Genomic DNA, 21,801 nt, shown 5'->3' with positions numbered 1-21,801 from the left:
GGAAAGAACTCCATCTCCCTGCTCTCTTTCACTTCCTTATTGGGAAGCTTCCTGTTCAATCACAATCAGTTTCTGTGTCAGCCGCTGAACTTTGCGCATCGCGGTTAATCGCTTCTCTAGCCGTCTGACATGCTCAAATTCACTCATGCTGCCGCGATTTGACACATAGGCTTCCACCGCAAAGGCCGCCGGTTCGGGAAAATTTAAATAGGCGCATGTTAAGTGCTTCTCTTCATCAAGAAGCGGAAGATGACGCTCATATCGGATAAACCAGCGCTGCACTTCTTCCTCCGACCAGTACGCGTTCGGAAAGCTGTAGCGGCAAAAGCTGGCCAAATCGCGTGCCGGAGTATCAATGCTCGCCCGTTCAAAATTGAGCAGCAGGGCCTCATTGTCAGGAGAAAAAAGGGCGTGAGAACGTTGTAGCCGTCCATGACAGAGCACAGTACGGTATTTTTCCTTTTCGAGGCAAATCTGATACCATTTTTGCAAATGATCCGTGGCCGCCTCTGCCATTTTATCGAGCATATAGGCATGGGTTAAAAAAGTAAGCTCAAAGGGAGACAGATACGTTTTGTTCTCGGCCTGATCGGCAAAGCGCTGCAATTCCAGCCGCCTCATTTCCCACCTTTGCACAAGCTGCTGCACGGATTGCTCGACCTGTTCCTTTTGAAAGGGCTCCGTTTTAACCGTCAGCCGGTGAATGACTCCGAGCTGATCGGCAAGCTTTTCTTCCCTCGATTCTCTGGCCGTATATTCAATCGCTTCAAACCACGGCATTAAATAATACGTATGAGAGCCTGTCATTACGGTATACTCCCCATACTTTGTCGGCAAAATCGGCACCGCCTGCTTATAGCCCAGCTTTGACAGCTTGCGCAACGCATGAATAAACTCATCCGCCTGATGGGCCGACATTGTCGTTTCCTTTAAAGCAAATTCACCGCGGTTCGTTGAAATCCGTTTTATTTTACCGAGATCCTCAACCTGCTGTGGATATAGATCATAATAAAAAAGAACAGATGCGTATGGCGATGGTTCATACCTCATGACGTCACCACCCTCCTTCTGCTGTCAATGGCGGAGCTGAGCAGAGCAACCAACTCCTTACTGCGCTCCCACCTTACAACGAGCTGATTGATGTCACGCGAAATCGCCGCGTCCGTCGGGTTGGTCTCAAGCAGCGCAACGAGAGCATCAAGCTCATAAGGCTTCAACAGCTCCGCCAGCAATAACATCGCCTGCTCATCTGAAACAGAGGACTGCATACCGTCCCACAGCTCGAGGCAGGCGTCCTTTCCGTAATGCTCGAGCCAGTTCTCGAAAAATGACCGAACGGCAGCGTACCCTCTCTCCGGCCGCTCCATCGTTCCCTGCCAGATCATCACCTGATATACCTGCCTCACCTGCTTGCTGAAGCAGATTGGGTCAAGTAACGGAAGGCGCTCCTCAGCCAGCTTGCTTTCAAGCGCCGTCGCCTTTTTCATCCGAACCGTAGCTTCCCTCACTAATGACGAAACAAAGACGTGCTGTTCCCGCGGAAGAAACTGAAGCGACTCCCGCAGCTCCGTAAACAACGGCTCCCGATTTTCGACCGGTTCCACTTTGGTTTCTGTTTCAAGTCCATAAGCGATCATGGTTCCAAGCATTAAGCCAATTTTTTCAGCTACTTCCCTGCTGGGGACGGAACCGGTCACTTCATCATGCACCGTCAACCAGCCATCCTTCCACTCTATGGCGGGCTCCTTATTCGTTGCCCGAATCATCCGATCTGCTAAAATGAATGGCGTGACACGACAATGATCACGCCATTCAATATGCCAGTCGAGTAGTTCTTTATCAGACCAGAACCGCAGTCTTTTCCGCCCCTGCTCTGTCTCTACCAACGCTTCATTGACCAACCGGACATCCTGCCAGGCAAATCGCTCTTTAAGCCAATCCAGCAATTCCATGTAGGTACTCCTTTTTACGATTCTGAGGAAACCGGAATATAAAGTATTTGACCTTCCTCGACCTGCTCGTTTTGCAGCCGGTTGATGCGGACGAGCTGATTGGTTGAGACCTCATAACGGTCAGCAATCGTTTCAAGTGACTCGTTCTCCTGAATAATGCACATTTTTAGCTTAATGAACCGTTCTTCCTTCTTCGCCATCATTTTCGTTAAGTAGAGCGCGTTTTCCTCGCGTGGTGACGGCGGTTCGCTTTCTGCCTCTTCTTCGTCAACAGGCGGCTCCTCCTCGCTCACCGGCTCTTCCTCGACCGTCTTTTGCGCTGCGAGCGTAATTTTCGTTTCCGGTTCATGACGGACCAGAGCAGGCTCCTCTTCCTTGCTTTCCTCTTCTGTCCCGGCAACGACCGGCTCTGTTTGCTGCGGCTCGCTTGGACTCACCTCTTCTTCGCTTGCTTGTGCCGCCTTAAGCACAGCCGGCTCTTTGGTTTCCAGCTGCTCCGGCTCCTCGCTGCTGCTTAATTGGGCGACCGCCTCTTCCTGCTGCTCTTCGACTTCCGGCTTCACCGGCGCTTTCGCACTCGGCACAGGCTGCGGTGACTGGGGCACGCTTGGTGTTACGAGTGTGTTTTTCTGGACTGCCGGCTTGGACGGACCGATCTTTTGCGCAAGAGGCTGTACCTGTGGTTGTTCCTTTCTTTGCTCTGGTGCGGTTGAACCCGGCGTCACCGGCTGTCTTTTCGCTTCAAAAGCGAAAGCTGTCGGGACCGCTTTTTCGGCTACTTTCGGCTTTGGCTCTTCTACCGGAGGCCGTGTATCCTGCAAGTTCGTCATTCCGCTGATGCTAATGTCAGCCGTTAGCTGAATGCAGCTCTTTTCAGGCAGGTCATAATCGAAGGATTCTACCTGGACGTAGACATCATCCAAATCATGAATTCGGCTGACCGGAATTGTCACATCAATCGGAAAAAAATGCTTAATCGAAGCTTTGCCATTGTCATTCGTCACGACCTCACCCGCAGAACGAAAAGAAACCTGCCGCTCTAAAGAACGTTCCACATTAATTTCTTCATCCTTGACCGCCGGTTCATATTCACCGATTAACCGCAATCCACCGCGAATATAAACGTGATCAGCTCGCTCCTCAATCACGATTTCCGGCTCAAGTGACATTCCGAGAATTTCTTCAATTTCCTGCCCTTTATTTAACCAAACTGATTCCTCAATCGAAAATGAAAGCTTAGATGAATGCTCCTGTGTCATCATTCATTCCTCCTTCTCCTTCTCACGAAATAACGTTCGTCTCTGCCGTATTCTAGTCAGTACAATAACACTCTATGACAAGTTCTATCACGATATTCTTGAATTCTGAAATTACCCTTTCTATAGTTGGCAATAATTCATGCAAAAGAAAGTAAATATTACTTTGACAGATAGAGTAAAGACACCTATAATTACTCTGTGAGATAGAATAATTAAGGAGGAGCGAAGTGATTAGAAGTGATATCATCCGAGGCCATCTTGATTCCATCATTTTGCGGCTCATTTGGGAAAAGGATCGTTATGGCTACGAAATTTCAAAAGAAATAAGTTTGCGAACCAATCAAAAGTTTCAAATCAAGGAGGCGACTCTGTACGCGGTGTTTCAGCGCCTGGAAAAAAAAGAGCTGATTCAATCCTATACCGGCTCTGAGACACATGGACGCAAGCGAAAGTATTACCGGATTACCTCGCTTGGAACAGCCTACTTAAAAGAAACGGTAAAAGAATGGCGGCAAACAAAGGAAGTAATTAATATCTTTATGGAGGGATTAGAGTGAAGTCAATTCGTGAGCATGTCGATCATTTGTTCCATCGTATTCCGGACAGTCCAGAGAAAGAAAAAGTCAAACAGGAGATTATAGAAAACCTTGAAGAAAAAGTCTTTGACTTAATCGCCCAAGGAAAAAGTGAGGAAGATGCTATTAATAAAGCGATCGTCGAGTTTGGCGATATTGAGGAGATACGACAGGAGCTCGGGTCTGAGCGTCATGTCATCGACCACGTTGATGAAGGCGACACTTTGTATCGTTCGATTCAAATGGCAAAATTAAATCTTGGTTATTCACTCTGCGGCAGCGCTTTATTAATTGGGCTTTTTCTCTTTATTAACTTTTATTATACACCGCATGTCATCTGGTTTGTTTATCCTACGTTCGGCATTCTGTGGTGGCCGCTATCGATGTTCTATCAGCTATTACGAAAAAAAAGTCAGGTGTTTGATGATGAGTAACTATACGTTCCCGTTTTTACTGGCAGGAAGTTTCATGACGGTTCTCTTTCTATTTAGTGTCAATCTTGCAACAACCCCCGGAGAATGGTGGTTCCTCTTTCCCACTGTCGTCGTCCTGCTCTTGCCCTTCTTCTTTCATTCTAGACAAAAAGGGTACTATCCCATTTATACTTGGACAGCCAGTTTAACGATCATGATTTACTTATTTGTGGAGAATATGACGACTTCCCCCCATCATCCTTGGTTTCTGTACGTCAGCTACGTGTTCGTTCTATGGATTCTTTCTGCGCATTTTGAGCGGCATCTAAAGAAGCTGTCCTTTGCTTGTCTGATCAGTCTTCTTACAATTGGGTATTACACCCTCTTAAATGTAGTGATTTCACCACATTTTCCATGGGCAATCTTTCCAGCATTTGTGATTCTTTGGTGGCCACTTGCCCTTTATTGTTCACAGCAAAACCGCTTTTTTCTCTTCTCGGTTTTAGCAACCATCCTGACGGCGCTATTCTTCATCCTGCTAAACGCTGTAACCACACCCGAGACGATATGGGCGATCTATCCCATTTTCGCTATGCTCTGGTGGCCGCTAAGCATGTATTTTTACTCTTATAAAGTCATTAAGTTGTAGTGAATCGTGTTGATACCGCAGGACGAAAACCGCTAATCCAAAACGCCGAAGAAGGAGCGCGATCCGCTCCCCCCTCGGCGTTTAAAGATATCATAGTGATATGCCCCTGCTTTTATTTCAGCTTTGAAAATACGTGTTCCGCAGCGGCGATCGTTTGATCAATGTCCGCTTCTGTATGCTTTGTTGACAGGAACATTCCTTCAAATTGTGACGGTGGAAGTGAAATGCCCTGCTCAAGCATTCCCTGGAAATAGCGGGTAAACATCTCTAGATTAGATGTCTGTGCTTTTTCGAAGTTTGTCACCGCTTCGTTTGTGAAGAAAAAGCCGACCATCGAACCGGCCCGATTAATATGATGTGGAATCCCGTACGTTTCCGCCGCCGCAGCTAAGCCTTGCTCCAGACGCTTCGCTAATTCATCAAAGCGCGTGTAATCCGCCTCCGTCAGCTGAGCGAGCGTCTCATAGCCGGCGCACATCGCCAGCGGATTGCCTGACAGCGTACCTGCCTGATAAATCGGGCCACTCGGGGCAATCTGCTCCATAATGTCACGTCTGCCACCATAGGCCCCAACCGGCAGACCGCCGCCGATCACTTTCCCTAAGCACGTCAAATCAGGCGTTACGGCGAATGTGCCCTGCGCGCAATGATAGCCGACACGGAAGCCGGTCATCACTTCATCAAAAATAAGTAAGCTGCCGTGCTCCTCTGTAATGGCGCGCAGCTCCTCAAGGAAACCAGGATGTGGCGGTACGACACCCATGTTGCCGGCCACTGGCTCAACGATCACGCCGGCAATATCCGAGCCGAATTTCTCGAAAGCAAAGCGGACACTCTCTAAATCGTTATACGGCACAGTGAGCGTATTTTCTGCGACTGAAGCCGGCACACCCGGACTGTCCGGCAGCCCGAGCGTCGCGACACCCGAACCGGCTTTGATCAGCAGCGAGTCGCCATGACCATGGTAACAGCCGATAAATTTTAAAATTTTGTTCCGGCCGGTAAACCCTCTAGCCAGGCGCAACGCACTCATCGTCGCTTCCGTCCCGGAATTGACCATCCGCACCACTTCGATTGACGGAACCCGTTCGATCACGAGTTCAGCGAGCTTTGTTTCCAGCTCGCTCGGCGCGCCGAAGCTTGTTCCTTTTTCTGCTGTTTCTTTTAAAGCGGCAACGACTCGTTCATCCGCATGACCTAAAATGAGCGGTCCCCAGGAAAGGACATAGTCAATATACTCATTTCCGTCAATATCATAGATTTTGGAGCCGGTTCCTCTCTCCATAAACACAGGCTCCATGTTCACTGATTTAAAAGCTCGTACCGGACTGTTCACTCCACCTGGCATTAACGGCTTCGCCTGTTCGAATGCCTGCTTTGATTTTTCAAATGAGCGCACTTGCATCAGCCTCCTTTATGAATTGGAAATCCAGCGTGCAACATCTTTCGCATGATAAGTCAAAATAAGATCAGCACCTGCGCGCTTCATACTGATCATTTTCTCTAATACGATTGCTTTCTCGTCAATCCACCCGTTTTGACTGGCTGCCTTCACCATCGAATATTCCCCGCTGACGTTATAGGCTACAATCGGCATACCGGAAAAATCCTTTACTTCCCGAATAATATCCAAATATGAAAGGGCCGGCTTGACAATTAGCATATCAGCGCCTTCTTCCATATCAGACTCCGCCTCGCGTAATGCCTCCAGCCGATTGGCCGGGTCCATTTGATATGTTTTGCGGTCACCGAACTTCGGCGAGCTGTGAGCCGCATCGCGGAATGGTCCATAAAAGGCTGACGAATATTTCACCGCATAGGACATGATCGGAATATCTTCAAAACCGGCTTCATCAAGTCCTTGACGGATCGCGGTCACGAATCCATCCATCATATTCGAAGGGGCGATAATATCAGCACCAGCTTCGGCTTGGGAAACAGCTGTTTTCGCCAATAGATTTAAGGAAGGATCATTCAACACATGACCGTCTTCGATGACGCCGCAGTGCCCGTGATCGGTATATTGGCAAAGACATGTGTCAGCAATAATGGTCAAGTCCGGATAGTGTTGTTTAATTTGGCGAATCGCTTTTTGCACGATTCCGTGATCATGATAAGCGGAGGTTCCAACATCATCCTTATGATTTGGCACACCGAACAGCATCACTGCCGGGATTCCAAGCGATACGACTTCGTCGATTTCAGCATCGACAAGATCAAGCGACAGCTGAAACACACCCGGCATGGAAGCGACTTCATTCTTTTCATTCGTTCCTTCCGTGACAAAAAGCGGATAGATTAAGTCACTCGCATGAATCTTCGTCTCCTGAACCATCTTTCGAATCGAGTTCGTTTTCCGTAAACGGCGATGACGTCTAAATTGTAAATCAGTCATATTCCTTCTCTCCCTTCGTATGTAACACAAGTTGTTCCACCATGGCTTCTATCGTATATTGGGCAGGCATGAGATCAACAGATAACCGGCATTGCCGCGCCGTCCTGGCCGAAATTGGACCGATACAGACTATTTTCGCCGTCGGATTCACCCCTTCAGCTTCCAGCTCTTTCAGCAGCTTCGCATAATGAGAGACTGTCGAAGAGCTCGTGAACGTCGCATAATCGACAGGCGTACGCTTGAGTGCAGCACGCAGCTCCGCCTTCGCTTCCGGCGGGCACACCGTCTCATAAACGATCAGCTCCTCCACCTGAACACCAAGCTCCGTCAGCTCCTTTGGCAACAGGCTTCTCCCAAGATTGCCGCGTACGAGCAGAAGGCGATTTCCTTTTTTTACCTTCGTACTCAACGCCTCGAGCAACCCTTCGGCGACAAAGCTTTCCGGAATCAGATCAGCCCGCAGCCCGTAGCGGATAAGTGCCTCTTCGGTTTTCGTGCCGACGGCCGCAATTCGGACTGGCAAGGATTGACCCGTCAACGGAAGCTCGCGCAGCCGCTCGATAAAAAAACGGACGCCGTTGGCACTCGTAAAAACGAGCCATTCATAGCTGTCCAGTGCGTTGAGCATCGCTTCGCTTCGTGCATCGTCAACTGGAGCCTGAAAGGCGATCAACGGCACTTCAACCGCTGTTCCTCCATACCTTCTAATAAGGGAGGAAAGAGCCTCAGCTTGTTCCTTCGCCCGGGTAACGAGAATTCTTTTTCCAGCGAGGGGAAGCTCCGTCATTGCTGATCCAGCTCTTTTTTCACTTTATCAAGAATCTCCTTCGCTCCTTGTTCCAGTAAGCGTTTTGCCGCTTCCTCACCGATGGCCTGCGGATCGTTTCCATTGACCGTTTCCTTTAAAAGGACATCGCCTTCCGGAGAACCGACAAGGGCTGTCAGTGACAAACTTTGATCTGCTTCAATGACAGCGTAACCAGCGATCGGAACCTGGCAGCCCCCCTCCATCCGATGGAGGAACGTCCGCTCGGCAGTCACCGTTCTGGCCGTCGTATCGTCATTAATATGGGCGAGAAGCTCGATCAGGTCCTCATCATCCGCGCGGCATTCGAGTCCGAGCGCGCCCTGTCCGACAGCCGGAACACATAGCTCAGGTTCTAAATACTGCGTAATCAGCTCCTCGGAAAACCGCAGTCTTTTCAACCCGGCAGCTGCTAAAATAATCGCATCAAACCCTTCCTCACGAAGCTTGCGCAGCCTCGTTTCCACATTTCCGCGGATCCACTTCACTTCCAAATCAGGACGCGCGGCAAGAAGTTGAGCTGAACGCCGAAGACTGCTTGTCCCGATAACTGCCCCAGGCTGTAAATCGTTCAGCAGAACATGGTCATTGGAAATCAGTACATCACGCGGGTCCTCGCGCTCTGTAATCGCCCCTAAGGTAAATTGATCCTGCAAAACAGACGGCACGTCCTTCATACTGTGTACGGCAAGATCAATCTCTTTATTGGCTAAAGCCTGTTCAATTTCCTTAACAAACAGTCCTTTGCCGCCCACCTTCGACAGCGTCACGTCCAATATCTTATCGCCTTTTGTGACAATTTCTTTCACTTCAAATTCATAGGGCAGCTCAAGTTTGTTTAATTGAGCGATGACCCAATCTGTTTGGGTAAGAGCAAGATTGCTTCGTCTTGACCCAATAACAATTTTTCGCATACGCGTTCTTCATTCCTTTCAATCTTCTGTTCTCTCTATTCTAACCTGATCTATCTCAATTCAACAGGAAATAAGAAAATTGCAATACATCTTTTCGTAGAAGCGATGTACGGAGCCGACACTATCCGCGAATCAGCCCGCTTAATACCATAAATGAAAATTTGAATACTGCCCCGAGAGGAAGTAATTAATCAACAGGACGAGAAAGCCGGCGACCCCCAGCAACGCCATATTATACCCCCGCATAAATTTGACGACGCGCAAGTAAAGATAAACGCCATAAATCCCGAGGACAAGTACGGAGCTGATCACCTTCGAATCGAGAAGAGGAACATACGTCTGTTGTGTCGACGCCCAAACGAAGCCGAGAATCAGTCCGATAAACAAAAGCGGCCAGCCGATGATAATCGCGCGGTAAGAAAGCGTATCAAGCGTCGTTAAACCGCCGAAACGAAATAGCCGCTGGCCCCATGCCTTCCGCTTCAGCATTTGATGCTGGAGCACATACATAATTTGGCATGCAAATGAAAGAGTAAAGGCCGCATAGGATAACAGGATGATCGAAATATGGATGACGAGCAGCTCTGAAGCGAGCAGCACCTTCATCGACTGCGGAATGTCACCGTCAGGGGTAAACAGGCTGAAGGCCATCATGCTAAATCCGATCACATTGGCAAAAAACACAAGGAAATCAACGCGGAAAAACCAGTTGATCACCAGCGAAAGGGTCACGACAAGCCAGGCGTAAAAAAACAGCCCTTCAAATGGAGTCAAAAGCGGGACACGATTTAACTCCAAGGCTCTGATGATAAAAAAAGAGGTCTGTAATACCCAGACAATAGAAAGCAACCAGAAAGCCAATCGATTGACTTTCCGGTTGTGTTGTAAAAAATCGATAAAATAGCCAAGTACGCTGAAGCTATATAAGACAATCGTAACAGGATAAATCCAGTTCATGTTGAGTCCCTTCTCTCTTAAGAGCGGACAACAGCAGCTTTATGTTGTGGTCTCGATGCCGTTACGTATTCTTGCTTGTGCGCCTCCCACTTTTTCTCTACTTCTTCAATTCGAGCATTTTCCTGTTGAGCCGTCAATTCCTCTTCAAGTCCGAAGATTTGCGTAAATAAATCGAGCGCTTCATCAGCATCCGGCTGCGCAGCAAGTTCTTTTACTTTCGTAACTGGATCACGCAAAAGCTGGTTCACAATGCTCTTTGTATGTTTTCTCAGGATTTTCTTTTCCCGCTCCGTTAAATCAGGCAGTTTACGCTCAATGCTTTCCATTGTTTCAGCCTGTACCGCCAACGCTTTCGTCCGGAGAGCGGTAATGATCGGAACAACTCCTAACGTATTTACCCACTGTGTAAATTCGACGATTTCCTCTTCCACCATCAGCTCGATTTTCTCCGCTTCCCGTTTCCGTTCAGCAAGATTCGCTTCGACGATGTTTTGCAGGTCATCAATGTCATAAAGATAAACGTCATCAAAATCGGCCAATGCCGGATCAAGATCGCGCGGCACCGCAATATCAACCATGAAAAGCGGACGGCCTTTCCGCTTTTTCATCGCTTTGCCCATCATATCCTTTGTGACGACAAAATCTCTTGCCCCGGTCGAACTGATCAAGACATCGGCTTCTGCCAGCGTCAATTGAAGCTCTTCAAAAGGACGCGCTTGTCCGAGGAACTTCATGGCCAGTTCAGCTGCCCTCGCTTCCGTCCGGTTAATGACTGTGATTTTCGTCGCACCATTGGCGTGGAGGTGCTTCGCTGTCAGCTCACTCATCTTCCCTGCGCCGAGGATCACGACATGCTTGCCGGCAAAATTGTTGAAAATGTTCTTGCCAAGCTCAACAGCCGCATAGCTGACAGAAACTGCATGCTGACCGATTTCCGTATTGGAATGAGCCCGCTTCGCAAGCGTGATCGCCTGCTTGAACATCTGGTTAAAAATTGTACCCGTTGCCTGCTCCTCCTGGGCCATTAGAAAGCTTTCACGCACCTGACCAAGGATTTGGGTTTCACCGAGAATCATCGAATCCAAACCACACGTAACGCGGAATAAATGTTCAATCGCCTGCTGATCTTCGCGGATCGTTACATACGGCAGAAATTCTTCCTTTTCCATTTCAAACCATTCAGCAAGAAAGGTTTTGGTGTAATGACGACCGGTGTGCAGCTGATCCGCGACAACATACACCTCGGTCCGATTACAGGTCGATATAATGGTGCATTCAAGAATGCTCTTCATATGACGCAGCTTCGCCAGCGCTTGAGGGAGCTCCGCTTCCTGAAACGCAAACTTTTCTCTCATTTCGACAGGAGCCGTTTTATAGTTAAACCCTACAACCAGTATGTGCATCCTGACGTTCACCCCCATAATAAAAATGCCTAAGAAAAACGCCAGAGGTGTCTTTCTTATCCTTTACCCGTCCTCTATCTTATCTTTTCTACCCTTTTTCCTTAAGGGCGAATCCGATTCGCTTTTTAACTGTCTACATTATAACATGTCTAATGTAGCACTTCCAAAAAAATTGTGAACAGATCATGAAGGCTATGCTATCATGATCATATTGCAAGCTTCATCCAGCATTATTACACAATCTCTACTATAACTATCATAACCGTGTAATGCAATAAGTATGTCTTATGCTTTCATGAAAGGACGGATTTTTATGAAACAGGGGCGGATTTTCCCAAGCTTTTTACTAATTGGTATTGGATGTTATTTTTTGCTGCAGCAGCTGTCTATTCCGTTTGCCACTCAGCTGTTGACCTGGCCTTCGATCCTCGTTGTGATCGGACTCGCTTTTCTGGCCCAGGGCTACTGGGGACGGGAAAGCTCAATGGTCTTTCCCGGCAGCCTTCTCACCGGACTTGGCCTTCACTTTCACGGCTTGCAGCTACTTCCTTCTTGGCCGGATCACTGGGGAATGTATCCGTTCATTATCAGCCTTGCCTTTTTTCTTTCCTATCAAAAGACGAAGCGTGACGGGCTGATTCCCGCGATCATCCTGCTGATGATTGCCATTATCAGCTTTACCTCCTTCAACCCGTTCGCTTGGCTTCTCCATACGTTCGCGTTTCTTGGCGGCATTTGGCCGTTTATCCTCATCGCGCTCGGTATCATTCTTCTCATAAAAAAGTAAAGAGTAACCTAAACAGAAAACCAGCCATCCGCATGAACTGGAAATGGCTGGTTTTTCGTTTACAGAAGTGCTAATAAGGCTTCACGCCGTATTCTTTTAATCTATTATCGGGACGCGTAATAGAGAATCTTTTTCCACAGTTCTTCTTTTCCCTGGGCTGTTTCTGCCGAGAACAGCATAATTGGATCGTTTTCTTCCTTTTGTAAATCCTTAGAGATGACGTTAAGATGCTTTTGCCATTTTCCTTTTGGAATTTTATCAGCCTTTGTCGCGACAATGATGACCGGCATATCAAAATGTTTCAGCCAGTTGTACATCATTTTATCATCCGCTGATGGCGGGTGACGCAAATCAACAATTTGAACGACCGCTTTGAGTTGCGGACGATTTTGTAAATAGGTTTCGATCATTCTTCCCCAAGCCTCACGCTCGGTTTTCGGCACTTTGGCGAAACCGTATCCAGGTACATCGACAAAATAAAGCTGCTCATTCACCTCATAAAAGTTCAGCGTCTGCGTTTTTCCCGGCCTCTGGGACGTACGGGCAAGTCCCTTTCGATTGATCATCTTATTAATAAAAGACGATTTCCCGACATTGGAGCGGCCCGATAACGCGATCTCGGGAAGATGCGTATCAGGATATTGCTCCGGCTTGACTGCGACTTTTGCTAATTCCGCCTTCGTTACTTTCATTGCTTTTCTCCTAACGCATGAGAGAGTACCTCATCCAAATGTGAGACGAGGATGTATTCCAAGTCCGCCCGTACACTTTCCGGTACCTCTTCTAAATCTTTTTCATTATCCTTTGGAATGATGATCGTTTTCAGACCGGCGCGGTGAGCACTCATCGACTTCTCTTTCAAACCGCCGATTGGCAAAACGCGACCACGCAGTGTCATTTCTCCCGTCATGCCAACTTCTTTTTTAACAGGGCGGCCTGTTAACGCGGAGATCAGCGCCGTTGCCATTGTAATCCCGGCTGACGGCCCGTCCTTTGGCGTCGCTCCTTCTGGAACGTGAATATGAATATCGCTGTTTTCATTAAAACTTGGGTCAATTTCTAGCTCTTCAGACCGGGAACGAATATAGCTGAACGCCGCCTGAGCCGACTCCTTCATCACATCGCCAAGCTTTCCGGTGAGCGTCAGCTTTCCTTTTCCGGGAGATATCGAAACCTCAATTGACAGCGTATCGCCACCGGCAGTCGTATAGGCCAGTCCGGTCGCAGCCCCGACCTGGTCCTCCACTTCAGCAAGACCATAGCGGAAGCGCGGCTTGCCAAGCATCTGTTCCACGGCTCTTTCCGTCAGAACAACCCGCTTCTTTTCACCCGAAACAATGATCTTGGCGGCCTTTCGACAGGCCGAAGCCAATTGTCTTTCTAAGCTGCGCACTCCTGCTTCGCGCGTATAGTAACGTACGATTTTCTGCAATGCTGTATCCTTTACTTGCAGCATCCCTTTTGAGAGACCATGATCCTTTTTCTGCTTCGGCAATAAATAATTCTTCGCAATTTGAATCTTTTCCACTTCCGTGTAGCCGGCAATTGGAATAATCTCCATCCGGTCGAGCAGCGGTCCCGGAATCGTGTTAATATTATTGGCCGTTGTGACAAACATCACCTTCGATAAATCATAAGGTTCTTCAATATAATGATCGCTAAAGCTGTTGTTCTGTTCCGGGTCGAGTACCTCCAGCAGGGCGGCAGATGGATCACCGCGAAAATCATTGGCCATTTTATCGATCTCATCAAGCAGAAATACAGGATTAATCGAACCTGCTTTTTTCATCCCTTGTATAATTCGGCCGGGCATCGCTCCGACATACGTGCGGCGATGACCTCTAATTTCGGCTTCATCGCGAACGCCGCCTAAAGAAATTCGGACAAAATGACGGTTCAGTGAACGGGCAATCGAGCGGGCCAGCGATGTTTTCCCGACTCCAGGCGGTCCCGCCAGGCAGAGGATCGGCCCTTTTAGTTCCCGTGTTAATTGCTGAACAGCCAAATATTCCAGCACGCGCTCCTTGACCTTTTCCAGCCCGTAATGATCCTCGTTCAAAATTTCTTCAGCGCGAATGACATCAAGCTGATCTTCCGTTTCCGTCGTCCACGGCAATTGAACAAGCCAGTCCAAATAATTTCTCAGAACGGAGCTTTCCGCAGAATTCGGCGGCATCTTCTCGTAACGGTCAAGCTCTTTTAACGCTTTTTCTTCGACAGACGGCGGCATTTCGGCTTTTTCGATGCGCTCGCGCAGGCTTGCCACTTCTCCAGTGCGTCCTTCTTTATCACCAAGCTCTTTCTGGATCGCCTTCATCTGTTCGCGCAAATAATATTCCTTTTGCGTTTTTTCCATCGACTTCTTGACGCGCTGGCCAATTTTCTTTTCTAATCCGAGCACTTCCTGCTCATTGTTCAGAATATCGATCAACGTCATCATCCGCTTTTCAACAGACGTCGTATCAAGCAGCTCCTGTTTCTGAGCCAGTTTCAACGGAAGATTCGCGCCGATCACGTCGGCGAACTGGCTTGGATCAGTCATATCTTTGACGATTGTCAATGTATCGGCTGATATTTTTTTGGAAACTTTCGTATATTGTTCAAACATCTTAAGAAGATTGCGCATCGTTGCTTCCAGCTGCGGAGTCATCTGACTATCCTCGTCCTCAAGCAGGAGGGCTTCTACCTGAAGATACTCCTCTTCATCTATAAATTGTTCAATTCGGGCCCGCTTTAACCCTTCAACATGGATTCGGACCGTTCCATTCGGAAGCTTCAACAAGCTCTTTACTTTCGCTATAGTTCCTACTTTATAAATATCCTCTTTCGTAGGATCATCTATAGAAATTTCCTTTTGAGTAGCAAGTAAAATCTGATGATCATGTTCCATGACCTGCTCTAACGCTTGAACGGACTTTGCTCGACCGACATCTAAATGCAGCACCATTGCCGGAAAGACAAGTAATCCGCGTAACGGTAGAAGCGGAATTTGTCGTTTTGTCGCTGTATCGACCATCCGCATACACCTCCATACATCCTATTTCCAATCTAGCATTCACAAGGAACAGCGTACTTTCTTCCCACTGTTCCTTGAAACCTTTTGGGGAAGATTCTAATCTTTTTCAATTTTATCTTATCCCCCAACCTTTGTCTAATCTTATACTGGTGCTATGGATGTATTCATTTCAATTCCGGCAGGGACTACTTCCTGATCTGCTTCGGCTTCTTCCATTGCCAGCTCAAGAACCTCGTCAAGATGCTCAACAGCGACGATCTCAATTCCTGTGACTTCCTGGAGAAGCGCCTGCTCATTTTCCTTAGGAATGATCACGGTTTGCGCGCCTGCCAGCTTTGCGGCTTCCACCTTCGCCACAACGCCGCCGACCGGCTTCACCTTTCCATGAATGCCAAGCTCCCCGGTCATCGCCACCGTATTTTTAATCTTCTCCCCCTGAATCGCCGAATAAATCCCTGTCGCGATCGCGATTCCGGCTGATGGTCCATCAACCGGTCCTCCCCCCGGGAAATTGACATGAATATCATAATCCTGAGTAGGAATACCCATTCTCCGCAATACGGTCACGACGTTTTCCACTGACCCTTTCGCCATGCTTTTCCGGCGAATCGAACGCATTTGGTTACCTGTGCTTTCCTCCTCGGCAATACCGGTTATGTTTACATTCCCTTTTCCCTCATTTTTAATAACATTCACTTCAATTTCCAGCAATGCTCCAAGATTAGGCCCATACACTGCGAGACCGTTGACGAGCCCTACCGCCGGCTGATGGTGAATCTTCCGCTCCGGACGCGGGGCCAACTGACTCGCATGAAGCACCCATTCGACATCGGCGCAGCTCAATGTTGTTCTGCCCTCCGACGTGGCAACACCGGCGGCGATTTGCACAATATTAACCGCTTCACGGCCATTGGTGGCGTATTTGGCTATGCATTCAATCGCTCCCTCTTCGGCTGTGAACGAGATTTTCGCCGCTGCTTTTTCAGCAATTTGAATAATTTCTTTCGGCTTGAGCGCGCGGAAATAAACCTCCAGGCAGCGTGACCGAATCGCCGGAGGAAGCTCCTGCGGCGTTCTTGTCGTCGCCCCAATTAAACGGAAATCCGCCGGCAGCCCCTTTTGAAAAATTTCGTGGATATGCCGCGGAATTTGGCTGTTTTCTTCACTATAGTAGGCAGACTCTAAAAAGACTTTCCGGTCCTCCAACACTTTAAGCAATTTATTTAATTGAATCGAATGCAGCTCGCCAATTTCATCGATGAACAACACACCGCCGTGCGCTTTCGTCACTGCGCCGTGCTTCGGCTGGGGAATGCCGGCTTGTCCCATCGCTCCGGCACCCTGATAAATCGGATCATGGACCGAGCCAATCAGCGGGTCGGCGATCCCCCGTTCATCAAACCGGGCTGTCGTGCCATCCAATTCAACAAAAACGGCGTCCGCCGAGAATGGAGATTTCGCGTTACGTTTCGCTTCCTCCAGCACAAGCCGTGCCGCCGCCGTTTTGCCAACCCCTGGCGGACCATAAATAATCACATGCTGCGGATTCGGCCCACATAAGGCAGCGCGCAGGGAGCGAATCCCTTCCTCCTGCCCAACAATATCAGCAAAGCTTGCGGGCCGAACCTTCTCGGAAAGCGGCTCGCTTAATGAAATGGAGCGCATCCTTCTTAATTGTTCCATCTCTTTTCTTGATTCCCGGTCAATCGAGACGCGCTGACTCCGTTGATTCCGTAATAAATTCCAAAAGTAAATGCCGATGACAACGCCAAAAAAAAGTTGCACAACCAATGCAATTCCAGTCCAATTCATACATACCCCTCCAGAAGTTGTCGTTTGTTTCTTTTAGTATGACCGGGAACCACTTCCCTAATCAAAGAAACTTCTGAGAATGATTGGTTACGCCGCTCATTCTCTTAACGAAAAAAACCCTGGATAAAAGGTTGATTTTGACCTTTATCCAGGATTTAAAGCTGTAGGTTATAGAGATGTCGCTGTCTTGTTCTACCGTAATGGCTCCACTCGCTGCACGTCAGCTGGGAGAACTTCACTCCTAGCTGACTTAAAAGAGCTTGCAGCGGTTCCGCTCATTACTTAAAAAAGAGTGTTCCCTTGCGGGAACACAGCGGTTTCGTTCCGGGCGCAGCCAGAAGGAAAGAAAACCACTTTCCTTCTGGCTTTAAAACCCTTGCCCAGACTCCACTCGCTGTTTTGGAGATGTCTGCGACATCTCCTCTTACGCGCTTTCTTTTGGTTCGGTTTGGGAGAGCGTAATTTCTGTTCCGTCTTTTGTGAGCAGCGTTGGTGGTTCATTATCTGTGACGCATTTGTCATGAATGACACACTTCACGACGTCATCGCGTGATGGCAGATCAAACATTACATCGAGCATTAATGTTTCAATAATCGAGCGGAGACCACGGGCTCCTGTTTTGCGTTCAATCGCTTTATTGGCAATTTCACGCAAAGCTTCCTCTGTAAACTCAAGCTCAACCTCGTCAAGCTCAAGCAGCTTTTGATATTGCTTCACCAAAGCATTCTTTGGCGCTGTCAAGATTTCAACCAATGCGTCAATATCAAGCGGCTCAAGGCTGGAAATCACCGGCAGACGGCCGATAAATTCAGGAATTAATCCGAAACGAAGCAAGTCTTCCGGCAATACTTTGCCTAAATATTCACCCGGCTTCAGTTCCTCCTGCTTTACCTCTGAACCAAACCCGATAACCTTTTTACCTAGACGACGTTTAATAATCTGTTCAATTCCGTCAAAGGCTCCACCGCAAATGAAGAGGACATTTGTTGTATCAATTTGAATGAACTCCTGATGCGGATGCTTGCGTCCTCCCTGTGGCGGCACACTGGCTGTTGTTCCTTCCAAAATCTTAAGCAGCGCCTGCTGCACGCCTTCTCCGGAAACATCGCGTGTGATCGATGGATTTTCCGATTTGCGGGCGACTTTATCGATTTCATCGATATAAATAATCCCTTTTTCCGCTTTCTCCACATCATAATCAGCGGCCTGAATCAGCTTCAAAAGAATATTCTCGACGTCTTCCCCGACATAACCGGCCTCTGTTAAAGAAGTCGCGTCGGCAATCGCAAACGGTACGTTTAAAATCCGGGCCAACGTCTGGGCGAGCAATGTCTTCCCGCTCCCTGTAGGTCCGATCATACAAATATTACTTTTTGCCAGTTCAACTTCATCAGAACGGTTTAATGAATTAATTCGCTTGTAATGATTATAGACAGCGACCGAAAGCGATTTCTTTGCGCGATCTTGTCCAATGACGTAATCATCAAGAATTTGTCTGATTTCATGCGGCTTTGGTACTTCCTGATATTCAACTTCCTCTTCCGTCCCAAGTTCCTCTTCCACAATCTCCGTACAAAGCTCAATACACTCATCGCATATATACACACCAGGTCCGGCTACAAGCTTGCGGACTTGGTCTTGTGTTTTTCCACAAAAAGAACATTTTAATTGTCCTTTTTCCTCGTTAAACTTAAACATATTATCACCCCTAAAGAATAATTGTATCATCCTCGATGCTTCTATATCTAGGATAAAGCGTTCCCAACTGGCTGACTTCACGACGATCATAGGGACGATACCTGCAAACCAAGCTTCTGATCGTATGTTTCGTCATTGTATCATACAAAAGCAAAAACCACTAAAAAAAACTCTTTTTATCCGTCTTTCAGCCCAAAGCTTAATATGTACAGACCTTCCTAGTGCTATGTGGATTACTTCATTTTATGTAAGGATTGCTTATACATTCAAGATTTAGAGAGAAAAATCCTTTTTCTTTTCTAAATTGATACACTTTTCTCACCTGCTTCAAACCTATTTTCTCTAAGCTTGTTCTAAAAACAGGTAAGTCATACACGAATGAGCGAGAAAGTGAATCAATCAGATGTGGAAAAAGAGGTGTCTGAAAAGGCCGATTTTACCTTTTAAAACACCTCCGAAGCATTGGGCGGAGCGGCGTGAAGCAATGTGCCCCACGCTCGAACAGCCCTAAATGTTCTGTAGACTTTGTACGAAATTAAGAATGTTTTTATTTCTTTTTGCTGTTGTCAACAAGAAATTCAACAGCCTTTTGTACTTTCAGGTCACCTTTGATTCCATCAAGTCCGCCCTGTGCGGCAAAGATTGTCTTGATTTCCTCAACAGAACGCTGGTACATTTCAGCCATTTTTTCAAGTTCCTTGTTTACATCGTCTTCTGACACTTCAATGCTTTCAGCATCAGCAATCGCTTCAAGCGTCAGGTTAATGCGGACGCGTTTTTCACCGTCAACCTTAAACTGTTCGCGCATTGCCGTCTCGTCCTGGCCAGAAAACTGGTAGTACATCTCAAGGTTCATTCCTTGCATTTGCAGACGTTGTTCAAACTCCTGCATCATCCGGTCAACTTCAGTCGTAATCATTGCTTCAGGAATGTCGATTGTCGCATTTTCTGCCGCTTTTTCGACCAATGTGTCACGGATTTCATGGTGAGCTTCATGCTCTTTATCTTTTTGCAGCTTGTCCTTCAGTTCTTTTTTCAATTCATCAAGTGTTTCCACTTCTTCATTCGCGTCCTTCGCAAATTCATCATCAAGCTCAGGCAATTGCTTGCGCTTGATATCGTGGATTTTCACTTTGAATGTTGCAGGCTTCCCGGCAAGATTCTCAGCATGGTATTCCTCAGGGAATGTCACTTCCACATCTTTCTCTTCCCCAGCCTTTAAACCGACCAGCTGCTCTTCAAAGCCCGGAATAAATTGACCGGAACCGATTTCCAATGAATAGTTTTCAGCCTTTCCGCCTTCAAACGCTTCACCATCAACGAATCCTTCAAAATCCATCACAGCCGTATCGCCATTTTCGATCGTACCATCTTCGACGACAACAAGCTCGGCCTGACGTTCCTGTAATGATTTTAGTTCTGCTTCGACATCTTCATCGGTTACAGTAGTATCTTTCTCCTCAACTTCAAGTCCTTTGTACTCACCAAGAGTCACTTCCGGCTTGACCGTTACTTTTGCGGTGAAAATAAGATTCGCACCCTTTTCCATTTTCTCAATGTCAATTTCAGGACGGTCAACAGGCTGAATCCCTGCTTCGTCAACAGCGCCAGCGTATGCTTCCGGAAGAAGAATATCAAGAGCGTCCTGATAAAGTGCTTCTACACCAAATTGCTTTTCGAACAGGGCACGAGGAACCTTCCCTTTACGAAAGCCTGGTACGTTAACTTTTTTAACGACCTTTTTGAATGCTTGATTAAGGGCCTCGTCCACTTTTTCAGCAGCTACATCTACTGTAAGAACGCCCTCATTACCTTCTAACTTTTCCCATTTTGTAGTCATTTACTTTCCCTCCAACTATACACATCTTCGTTTCCGAACGATAGATTTCTCATCATCATTGACAACCATTCTAGTATAACATAATGCCCGGTCTTTTCAAATATTACTTAACGTCACCGTTTATGGATTTTCATTTCCGGTATAAACCGGATTGACTTGATAGACAAGACGTTCCAGTTGATTGACTTCAGCCGCTTTTTTAGCTAGGGTCCGGGCGGAAATCGCATAACGTTCGGCCATCCGCTCAAGCTCCTCCTCACCTGCGAGGCGCTCGCTTGCACAATAATGGAAGACGGCCGTCCAAAGCCCCGCATCCTCTGGCTCCGGCAAAAATGGAAATAGCGCAAAGAGATGGGCGGAGCATAGCTGGCGGGCAAACTCGAGCAGCTGCGGGCTTTCCTGTTCAAGCTCCTGATCAAGCTGCTTCAGTAATTCTTTTCCAAATGGTGATTCAAACGGCTCGACCAATCGGGCCGGGATAACTACCGCTTCTCTGTCTACTTTTGAAATATGTATTGGCTGCTCATATTCTTTTTCCTGAAGGGCCAGCAGCGCCATGCTGCTCAGAGCTAAATCCTGCTCCGGCTTTTGTAAAAAATCAGCGAGCGCTTTCGTCGCTTCGACATCCGGAAGCTTCTTCAATTGTAAAATCGCCTGCATTTGCAATTCCGGTGAGCGTGAATCAAGCATATGTAAAATGTCTTCGGGCACTCCCTCAGGCTCGGTCTCCTGCTGAGCCAGCCATTCCTGGTCACCCGCCATCTGTCTGCTGAAGTGGAGAAGCTGATAAAAGGATTCCGCATATTGCGCGGGTACTTTGTTTTCAGAAAGGACCGCATCAAGAATGTCAACGACATCTTGATACTGACCGAGCTGCACGAGCAAGGAGATATGAACCTGGAGATTATCATAATAATCGCCGATCCCTTCCTTTAGCAGTTCACTCGTATGCTCAACCGCCTCATGGAGCCGCCCGAGCTCAACAAGGCTCAGCATCTTGCCAAACAGAACTTGAGGGTGATCCGGCTCATGCTCCTCGGCTGAAAGAAAAAACTCAAGCGCTGCTGCACCATCCTTTGCCTTCAACGCATCCATTCCTTTTTCAATTAAACGTTTCACAAGCCCAGGGTATAAAATCACTTTCTTATCCGTTTTATGTATTCGTTTATCCATTATGGAACCGCTCCACTCTTTCATGAGTTTGACTAATGATATTCCTTATAGTTTAACAATTCCCAATTCATGTGACAAACAACCCTCTTTTTTGGACGAGCCTGTTGAGTTCTCCCTTCTTAGATAGAAAAGAGGTCTGTCCCCATAGTCTG

Annotated in this window: 19 protein-coding genes; 4 read left to right on the top strand and 15 right to left on the bottom strand. The window is 47.5% G+C overall.

What is annotated here, in order from left to right; all coding sequences use genetic code 11:
* Positions 1–36: 36 nt before the first annotated feature.
* From ysxE to spoVID, 3 genes are read right to left on the bottom strand one after another with little or no spacing between them, the layout of a single operon-like run.
* Positions 37–1,050 carry a spore coat protein YsxE gene (gene ysxE, locus M3212_RS03045; RefSeq protein WP_251192469.1) on the bottom strand — a complete coding sequence of 338 codons (1,014 nt, stop codon included), beginning with the start codon at positions 1,048–1,050 and terminating at the stop codon, positions 37–39.
* Positions 1,047–1,952 carry a hypothetical protein gene (locus M3212_RS03040; RefSeq protein ID WP_251192468.1) on the bottom strand — a complete coding sequence of 302 codons (906 nt, stop codon included), beginning with the start codon at positions 1,950–1,952 and terminating at the stop codon, positions 1,047–1,049. The genes ysxE and M3212_RS03040 overlap by 4 nt, the downstream gene beginning before the upstream one ends.
* 14 nt (positions 1,953–1,966) lie before the next feature.
* Positions 1,967–3,211 (bottom strand): stage VI sporulation protein D, encoded by a 1,245-nt coding sequence (gene spoVID, locus M3212_RS03035; protein WP_251192467.1) that lies wholly within the window; start codon positions 3,209–3,211, stop codon positions 1,967–1,969.
* Positions 3,212–3,438: 227 nt separating this feature from the next.
* Between spoVID and M3212_RS03030 the strand changes: the two genes are divergently transcribed.
* The 3 genes from M3212_RS03030 to M3212_RS03020 are packed head-to-tail and all read left to right on the top strand — an operon-like array spanning position 3,439 to position 4,848.
* On the top strand, positions 3,439–3,768 hold the full coding sequence (locus M3212_RS03030) for a PadR family transcriptional regulator (protein WP_251192466.1): 330 nt from the start codon (positions 3,439–3,441) through the stop codon (positions 3,766–3,768).
* The gene (locus tag M3212_RS03025) at positions 3,765–4,220 is read left to right on the top strand and encodes a permease prefix domain 1-containing protein (protein WP_251192465.1); all 456 of its coding nucleotides are present in this window, start codon (positions 3,765–3,767) and stop codon (positions 4,218–4,220) included. The genes M3212_RS03030 and M3212_RS03025 overlap by 4 nt, the downstream gene beginning before the upstream one ends.
* Positions 4,213–4,848: a hypothetical protein gene (locus tag M3212_RS03020; RefSeq protein WP_251192464.1), complete on the top strand. Its 636-nt coding sequence runs from the start codon at positions 4,213–4,215 to the stop codon at positions 4,846–4,848. The genes M3212_RS03025 and M3212_RS03020 overlap by 8 nt, the downstream gene beginning before the upstream one ends.
* A gap of 112 nt (positions 4,849–4,960) precedes the next feature.
* Here the strand turns inward: M3212_RS03020 and hemL are convergent, their stop codons facing one another.
* The 6 genes from hemL to hemA all read right to left on the bottom strand — a co-directional run bounded on the left by hemL (position 4,961) and on the right by hemA (position 11,322).
* Positions 4,961–6,247: a glutamate-1-semialdehyde 2,1-aminomutase gene (gene hemL / locus M3212_RS03015; protein ID WP_251192463.1), complete on the bottom strand. Its 1,287-nt coding sequence runs from the start codon at positions 6,245–6,247 to the stop codon at positions 4,961–4,963.
* Positions 6,248–6,262: 15 nt separating this feature from the next.
* A complete protein-coding gene (gene hemB / locus M3212_RS03010) occupies positions 6,263–7,243 on the bottom strand; it encodes a porphobilinogen synthase (RefSeq protein WP_251192462.1) in 981 nt (326 codons plus the stop codon).
* Positions 7,236–8,030 carry a uroporphyrinogen-III synthase gene (locus tag M3212_RS03005; protein ID WP_251192461.1) on the bottom strand — a complete coding sequence of 265 codons (795 nt, stop codon included), beginning with the start codon at positions 8,028–8,030 and terminating at the stop codon, positions 7,236–7,238. Before M3212_RS03005 ends, hemB begins: the two co-directional genes overlap by 8 nt.
* On the bottom strand, positions 8,027–8,962 hold the full coding sequence (gene hemC, locus M3212_RS03000) for a hydroxymethylbilane synthase (RefSeq protein WP_251192460.1): 936 nt from the start codon (positions 8,960–8,962) through the stop codon (positions 8,027–8,029). The genes M3212_RS03005 and hemC overlap by 4 nt, the downstream gene beginning before the upstream one ends.
* A 141-nt stretch (positions 8,963–9,103) precedes the next feature.
* The gene (locus M3212_RS02995) at positions 9,104–9,919 is read right to left on the bottom strand and encodes a cytochrome C assembly family protein (protein WP_251192459.1); all 816 of its coding nucleotides are present in this window, start codon (positions 9,917–9,919) and stop codon (positions 9,104–9,106) included.
* 17 nt (positions 9,920–9,936) lie between these two features.
* A complete protein-coding gene (gene hemA / locus M3212_RS02990) occupies positions 9,937–11,322 on the bottom strand; it encodes a glutamyl-tRNA reductase (protein ID WP_251192458.1) in 1,386 nt (461 codons plus the stop codon).
* A gap of 313 nt (positions 11,323–11,635) precedes the next feature.
* Here hemA and M3212_RS02985 point away from each other — a divergent pair, with 313 nt between their 5' ends.
* Positions 11,636–12,109: a LiaI-LiaF-like domain-containing protein gene (locus tag M3212_RS02985; RefSeq protein ID WP_251192457.1), complete on the top strand. Its 474-nt coding sequence runs from the start codon at positions 11,636–11,638 to the stop codon at positions 12,107–12,109.
* A gap of 104 nt (positions 12,110–12,213) precedes the next feature.
* On the opposite strand, the gene yihA is transcribed toward M3212_RS02985, so the two are convergent.
* From yihA to M3212_RS02955, 6 genes are all read right to left on the bottom strand, one after another.
* Positions 12,214–12,801: a ribosome biogenesis GTP-binding protein YihA/YsxC gene (yihA, locus tag M3212_RS02980; protein WP_251192456.1), complete on the bottom strand. Its 588-nt coding sequence runs from the start codon at positions 12,799–12,801 to the stop codon at positions 12,214–12,216.
* On the bottom strand, positions 12,798–15,125 hold the full coding sequence (lon, locus tag M3212_RS02975) for an endopeptidase La (protein ID WP_251192455.1): 2,328 nt from the start codon (positions 15,123–15,125) through the stop codon (positions 12,798–12,800). Before lon ends, yihA begins: the two co-directional genes overlap by 4 nt.
* A gap of 141 nt (positions 15,126–15,266) precedes the next feature.
* The gene (gene lonB / locus M3212_RS02970) at positions 15,267–16,937 is read right to left on the bottom strand and encodes an ATP-dependent protease LonB (RefSeq protein WP_251192454.1); all 1,671 of its coding nucleotides are present in this window, start codon (positions 16,935–16,937) and stop codon (positions 15,267–15,269) included.
* 424 nt (positions 16,938–17,361) lie between these two features.
* On the bottom strand, positions 17,362–18,636 hold the full coding sequence (gene clpX, locus M3212_RS02965; RefSeq protein WP_251192453.1) for an ATP-dependent protease ATP-binding subunit ClpX: 1,275 nt from the start codon (positions 18,634–18,636) through the stop codon (positions 17,362–17,364).
* Between the two features lie 547 nt (positions 18,637–19,183).
* A complete protein-coding gene (gene tig / locus M3212_RS02960) occupies positions 19,184–20,476 on the bottom strand; it encodes a trigger factor (protein WP_251192452.1) in 1,293 nt (430 codons plus the stop codon).
* A gap of 120 nt (positions 20,477–20,596) precedes the next feature.
* The gene (locus tag M3212_RS02955) at positions 20,597–21,649 is read right to left on the bottom strand and encodes a hypothetical protein (RefSeq protein WP_251192451.1); all 1,053 of its coding nucleotides are present in this window, start codon (positions 21,647–21,649) and stop codon (positions 20,597–20,599) included.
* Between the last annotated feature and the right edge of the window lie 152 nt (positions 21,650–21,801).

The sequence above is a fragment of the Halalkalibacter oceani genome, assembly GCF_023715705.1.
Lineage (GTDB): Bacteria > Bacillota > Bacilli > Bacillales > Bacillaceae_D > Halalkalibacter > Halalkalibacter oceani_A.
This window is presented reverse-complemented; position numbering and strand designations above follow the sequence as displayed.

What these genes read in the sequence shown, in the direction of transcription:
- ysxE (WP_251192469.1), bottom strand. Translation starts at nt 1,050, where the DNA reads ATGAGGTATGAACCATCGCCATACGCATCTGTTCTTTTTTATTATGAT.
- M3212_RS03040 (WP_251192468.1), bottom strand. Translation starts at nt 1,952, where the DNA reads ATGGAATTGCTGGATTGGCTTAAAGAGCGATTTGCCTGGCAGGATGTC.
- spoVID (WP_251192467.1), bottom strand. Translation starts at nt 3,211, where the DNA reads ATGACACAGGAGCATTCATCTAAGCTTTCATTTTCGATTGAGGAATCA.
- M3212_RS03020 (WP_251192464.1), top strand. Translation starts at nt 4,213, where the DNA reads ATGAGTAACTATACGTTCCCGTTTTTACTGGCAGGAAGTTTCATGACG.
- hemB (WP_251192462.1), bottom strand. Translation starts at nt 7,243, where the DNA reads ATGACTGATTTACAATTTAGACGTCATCGCCGTTTACGGAAAACGAAC.
- M3212_RS03005 (WP_251192461.1), bottom strand. Translation starts at nt 8,030, where the DNA reads ATGACGGAGCTTCCCCTCGCTGGAAAAAGAATTCTCGTTACCCGGGCG.
- hemC (WP_251192460.1), bottom strand. Translation starts at nt 8,962, where the DNA reads ATGCGAAAAATTGTTATTGGGTCAAGACGAAGCAATCTTGCTCTTACC.
- M3212_RS02995 (WP_251192459.1), bottom strand. Translation starts at nt 9,919, where the DNA reads ATGAACTGGATTTATCCTGTTACGATTGTCTTATATAGCTTCAGCGTA.
- hemA (WP_251192458.1), bottom strand. Translation starts at nt 11,322, where the DNA reads ATGCACATACTGGTTGTAGGGTTTAACTATAAAACGGCTCCTGTCGAA.
- M3212_RS02985 (WP_251192457.1), top strand. Translation starts at nt 11,636, where the DNA reads ATGAAACAGGGGCGGATTTTCCCAAGCTTTTTACTAATTGGTATTGGA.
- yihA (WP_251192456.1), bottom strand. Translation starts at nt 12,801, where the DNA reads ATGAAAGTAACGAAGGCGGAATTAGCAAAAGTCGCAGTCAAGCCGGAG.
- lon (WP_251192455.1), bottom strand. Translation starts at nt 15,125, where the DNA reads ATGGTCGATACAGCGACAAAACGACAAATTCCGCTTCTACCGTTACGC.
- lonB (WP_251192454.1), bottom strand. Translation starts at nt 16,937, where the DNA reads ATGAATTGGACTGGAATTGCATTGGTTGTGCAACTTTTTTTTGGCGTT.
- clpX (WP_251192453.1), bottom strand. Translation starts at nt 18,636, where the DNA reads ATGTTTAAGTTTAACGAGGAAAAAGGACAATTAAAATGTTCTTTTTGT.
- tig (WP_251192452.1), bottom strand. Translation starts at nt 20,476, where the DNA reads ATGACTACAAAATGGGAAAAGTTAGAAGGTAATGAGGGCGTTCTTACA.
- M3212_RS02955 (WP_251192451.1), bottom strand. Translation starts at nt 21,649, where the DNA reads ATGGATAAACGAATACATAAAACGGATAAGAAAGTGATTTTATACCCT.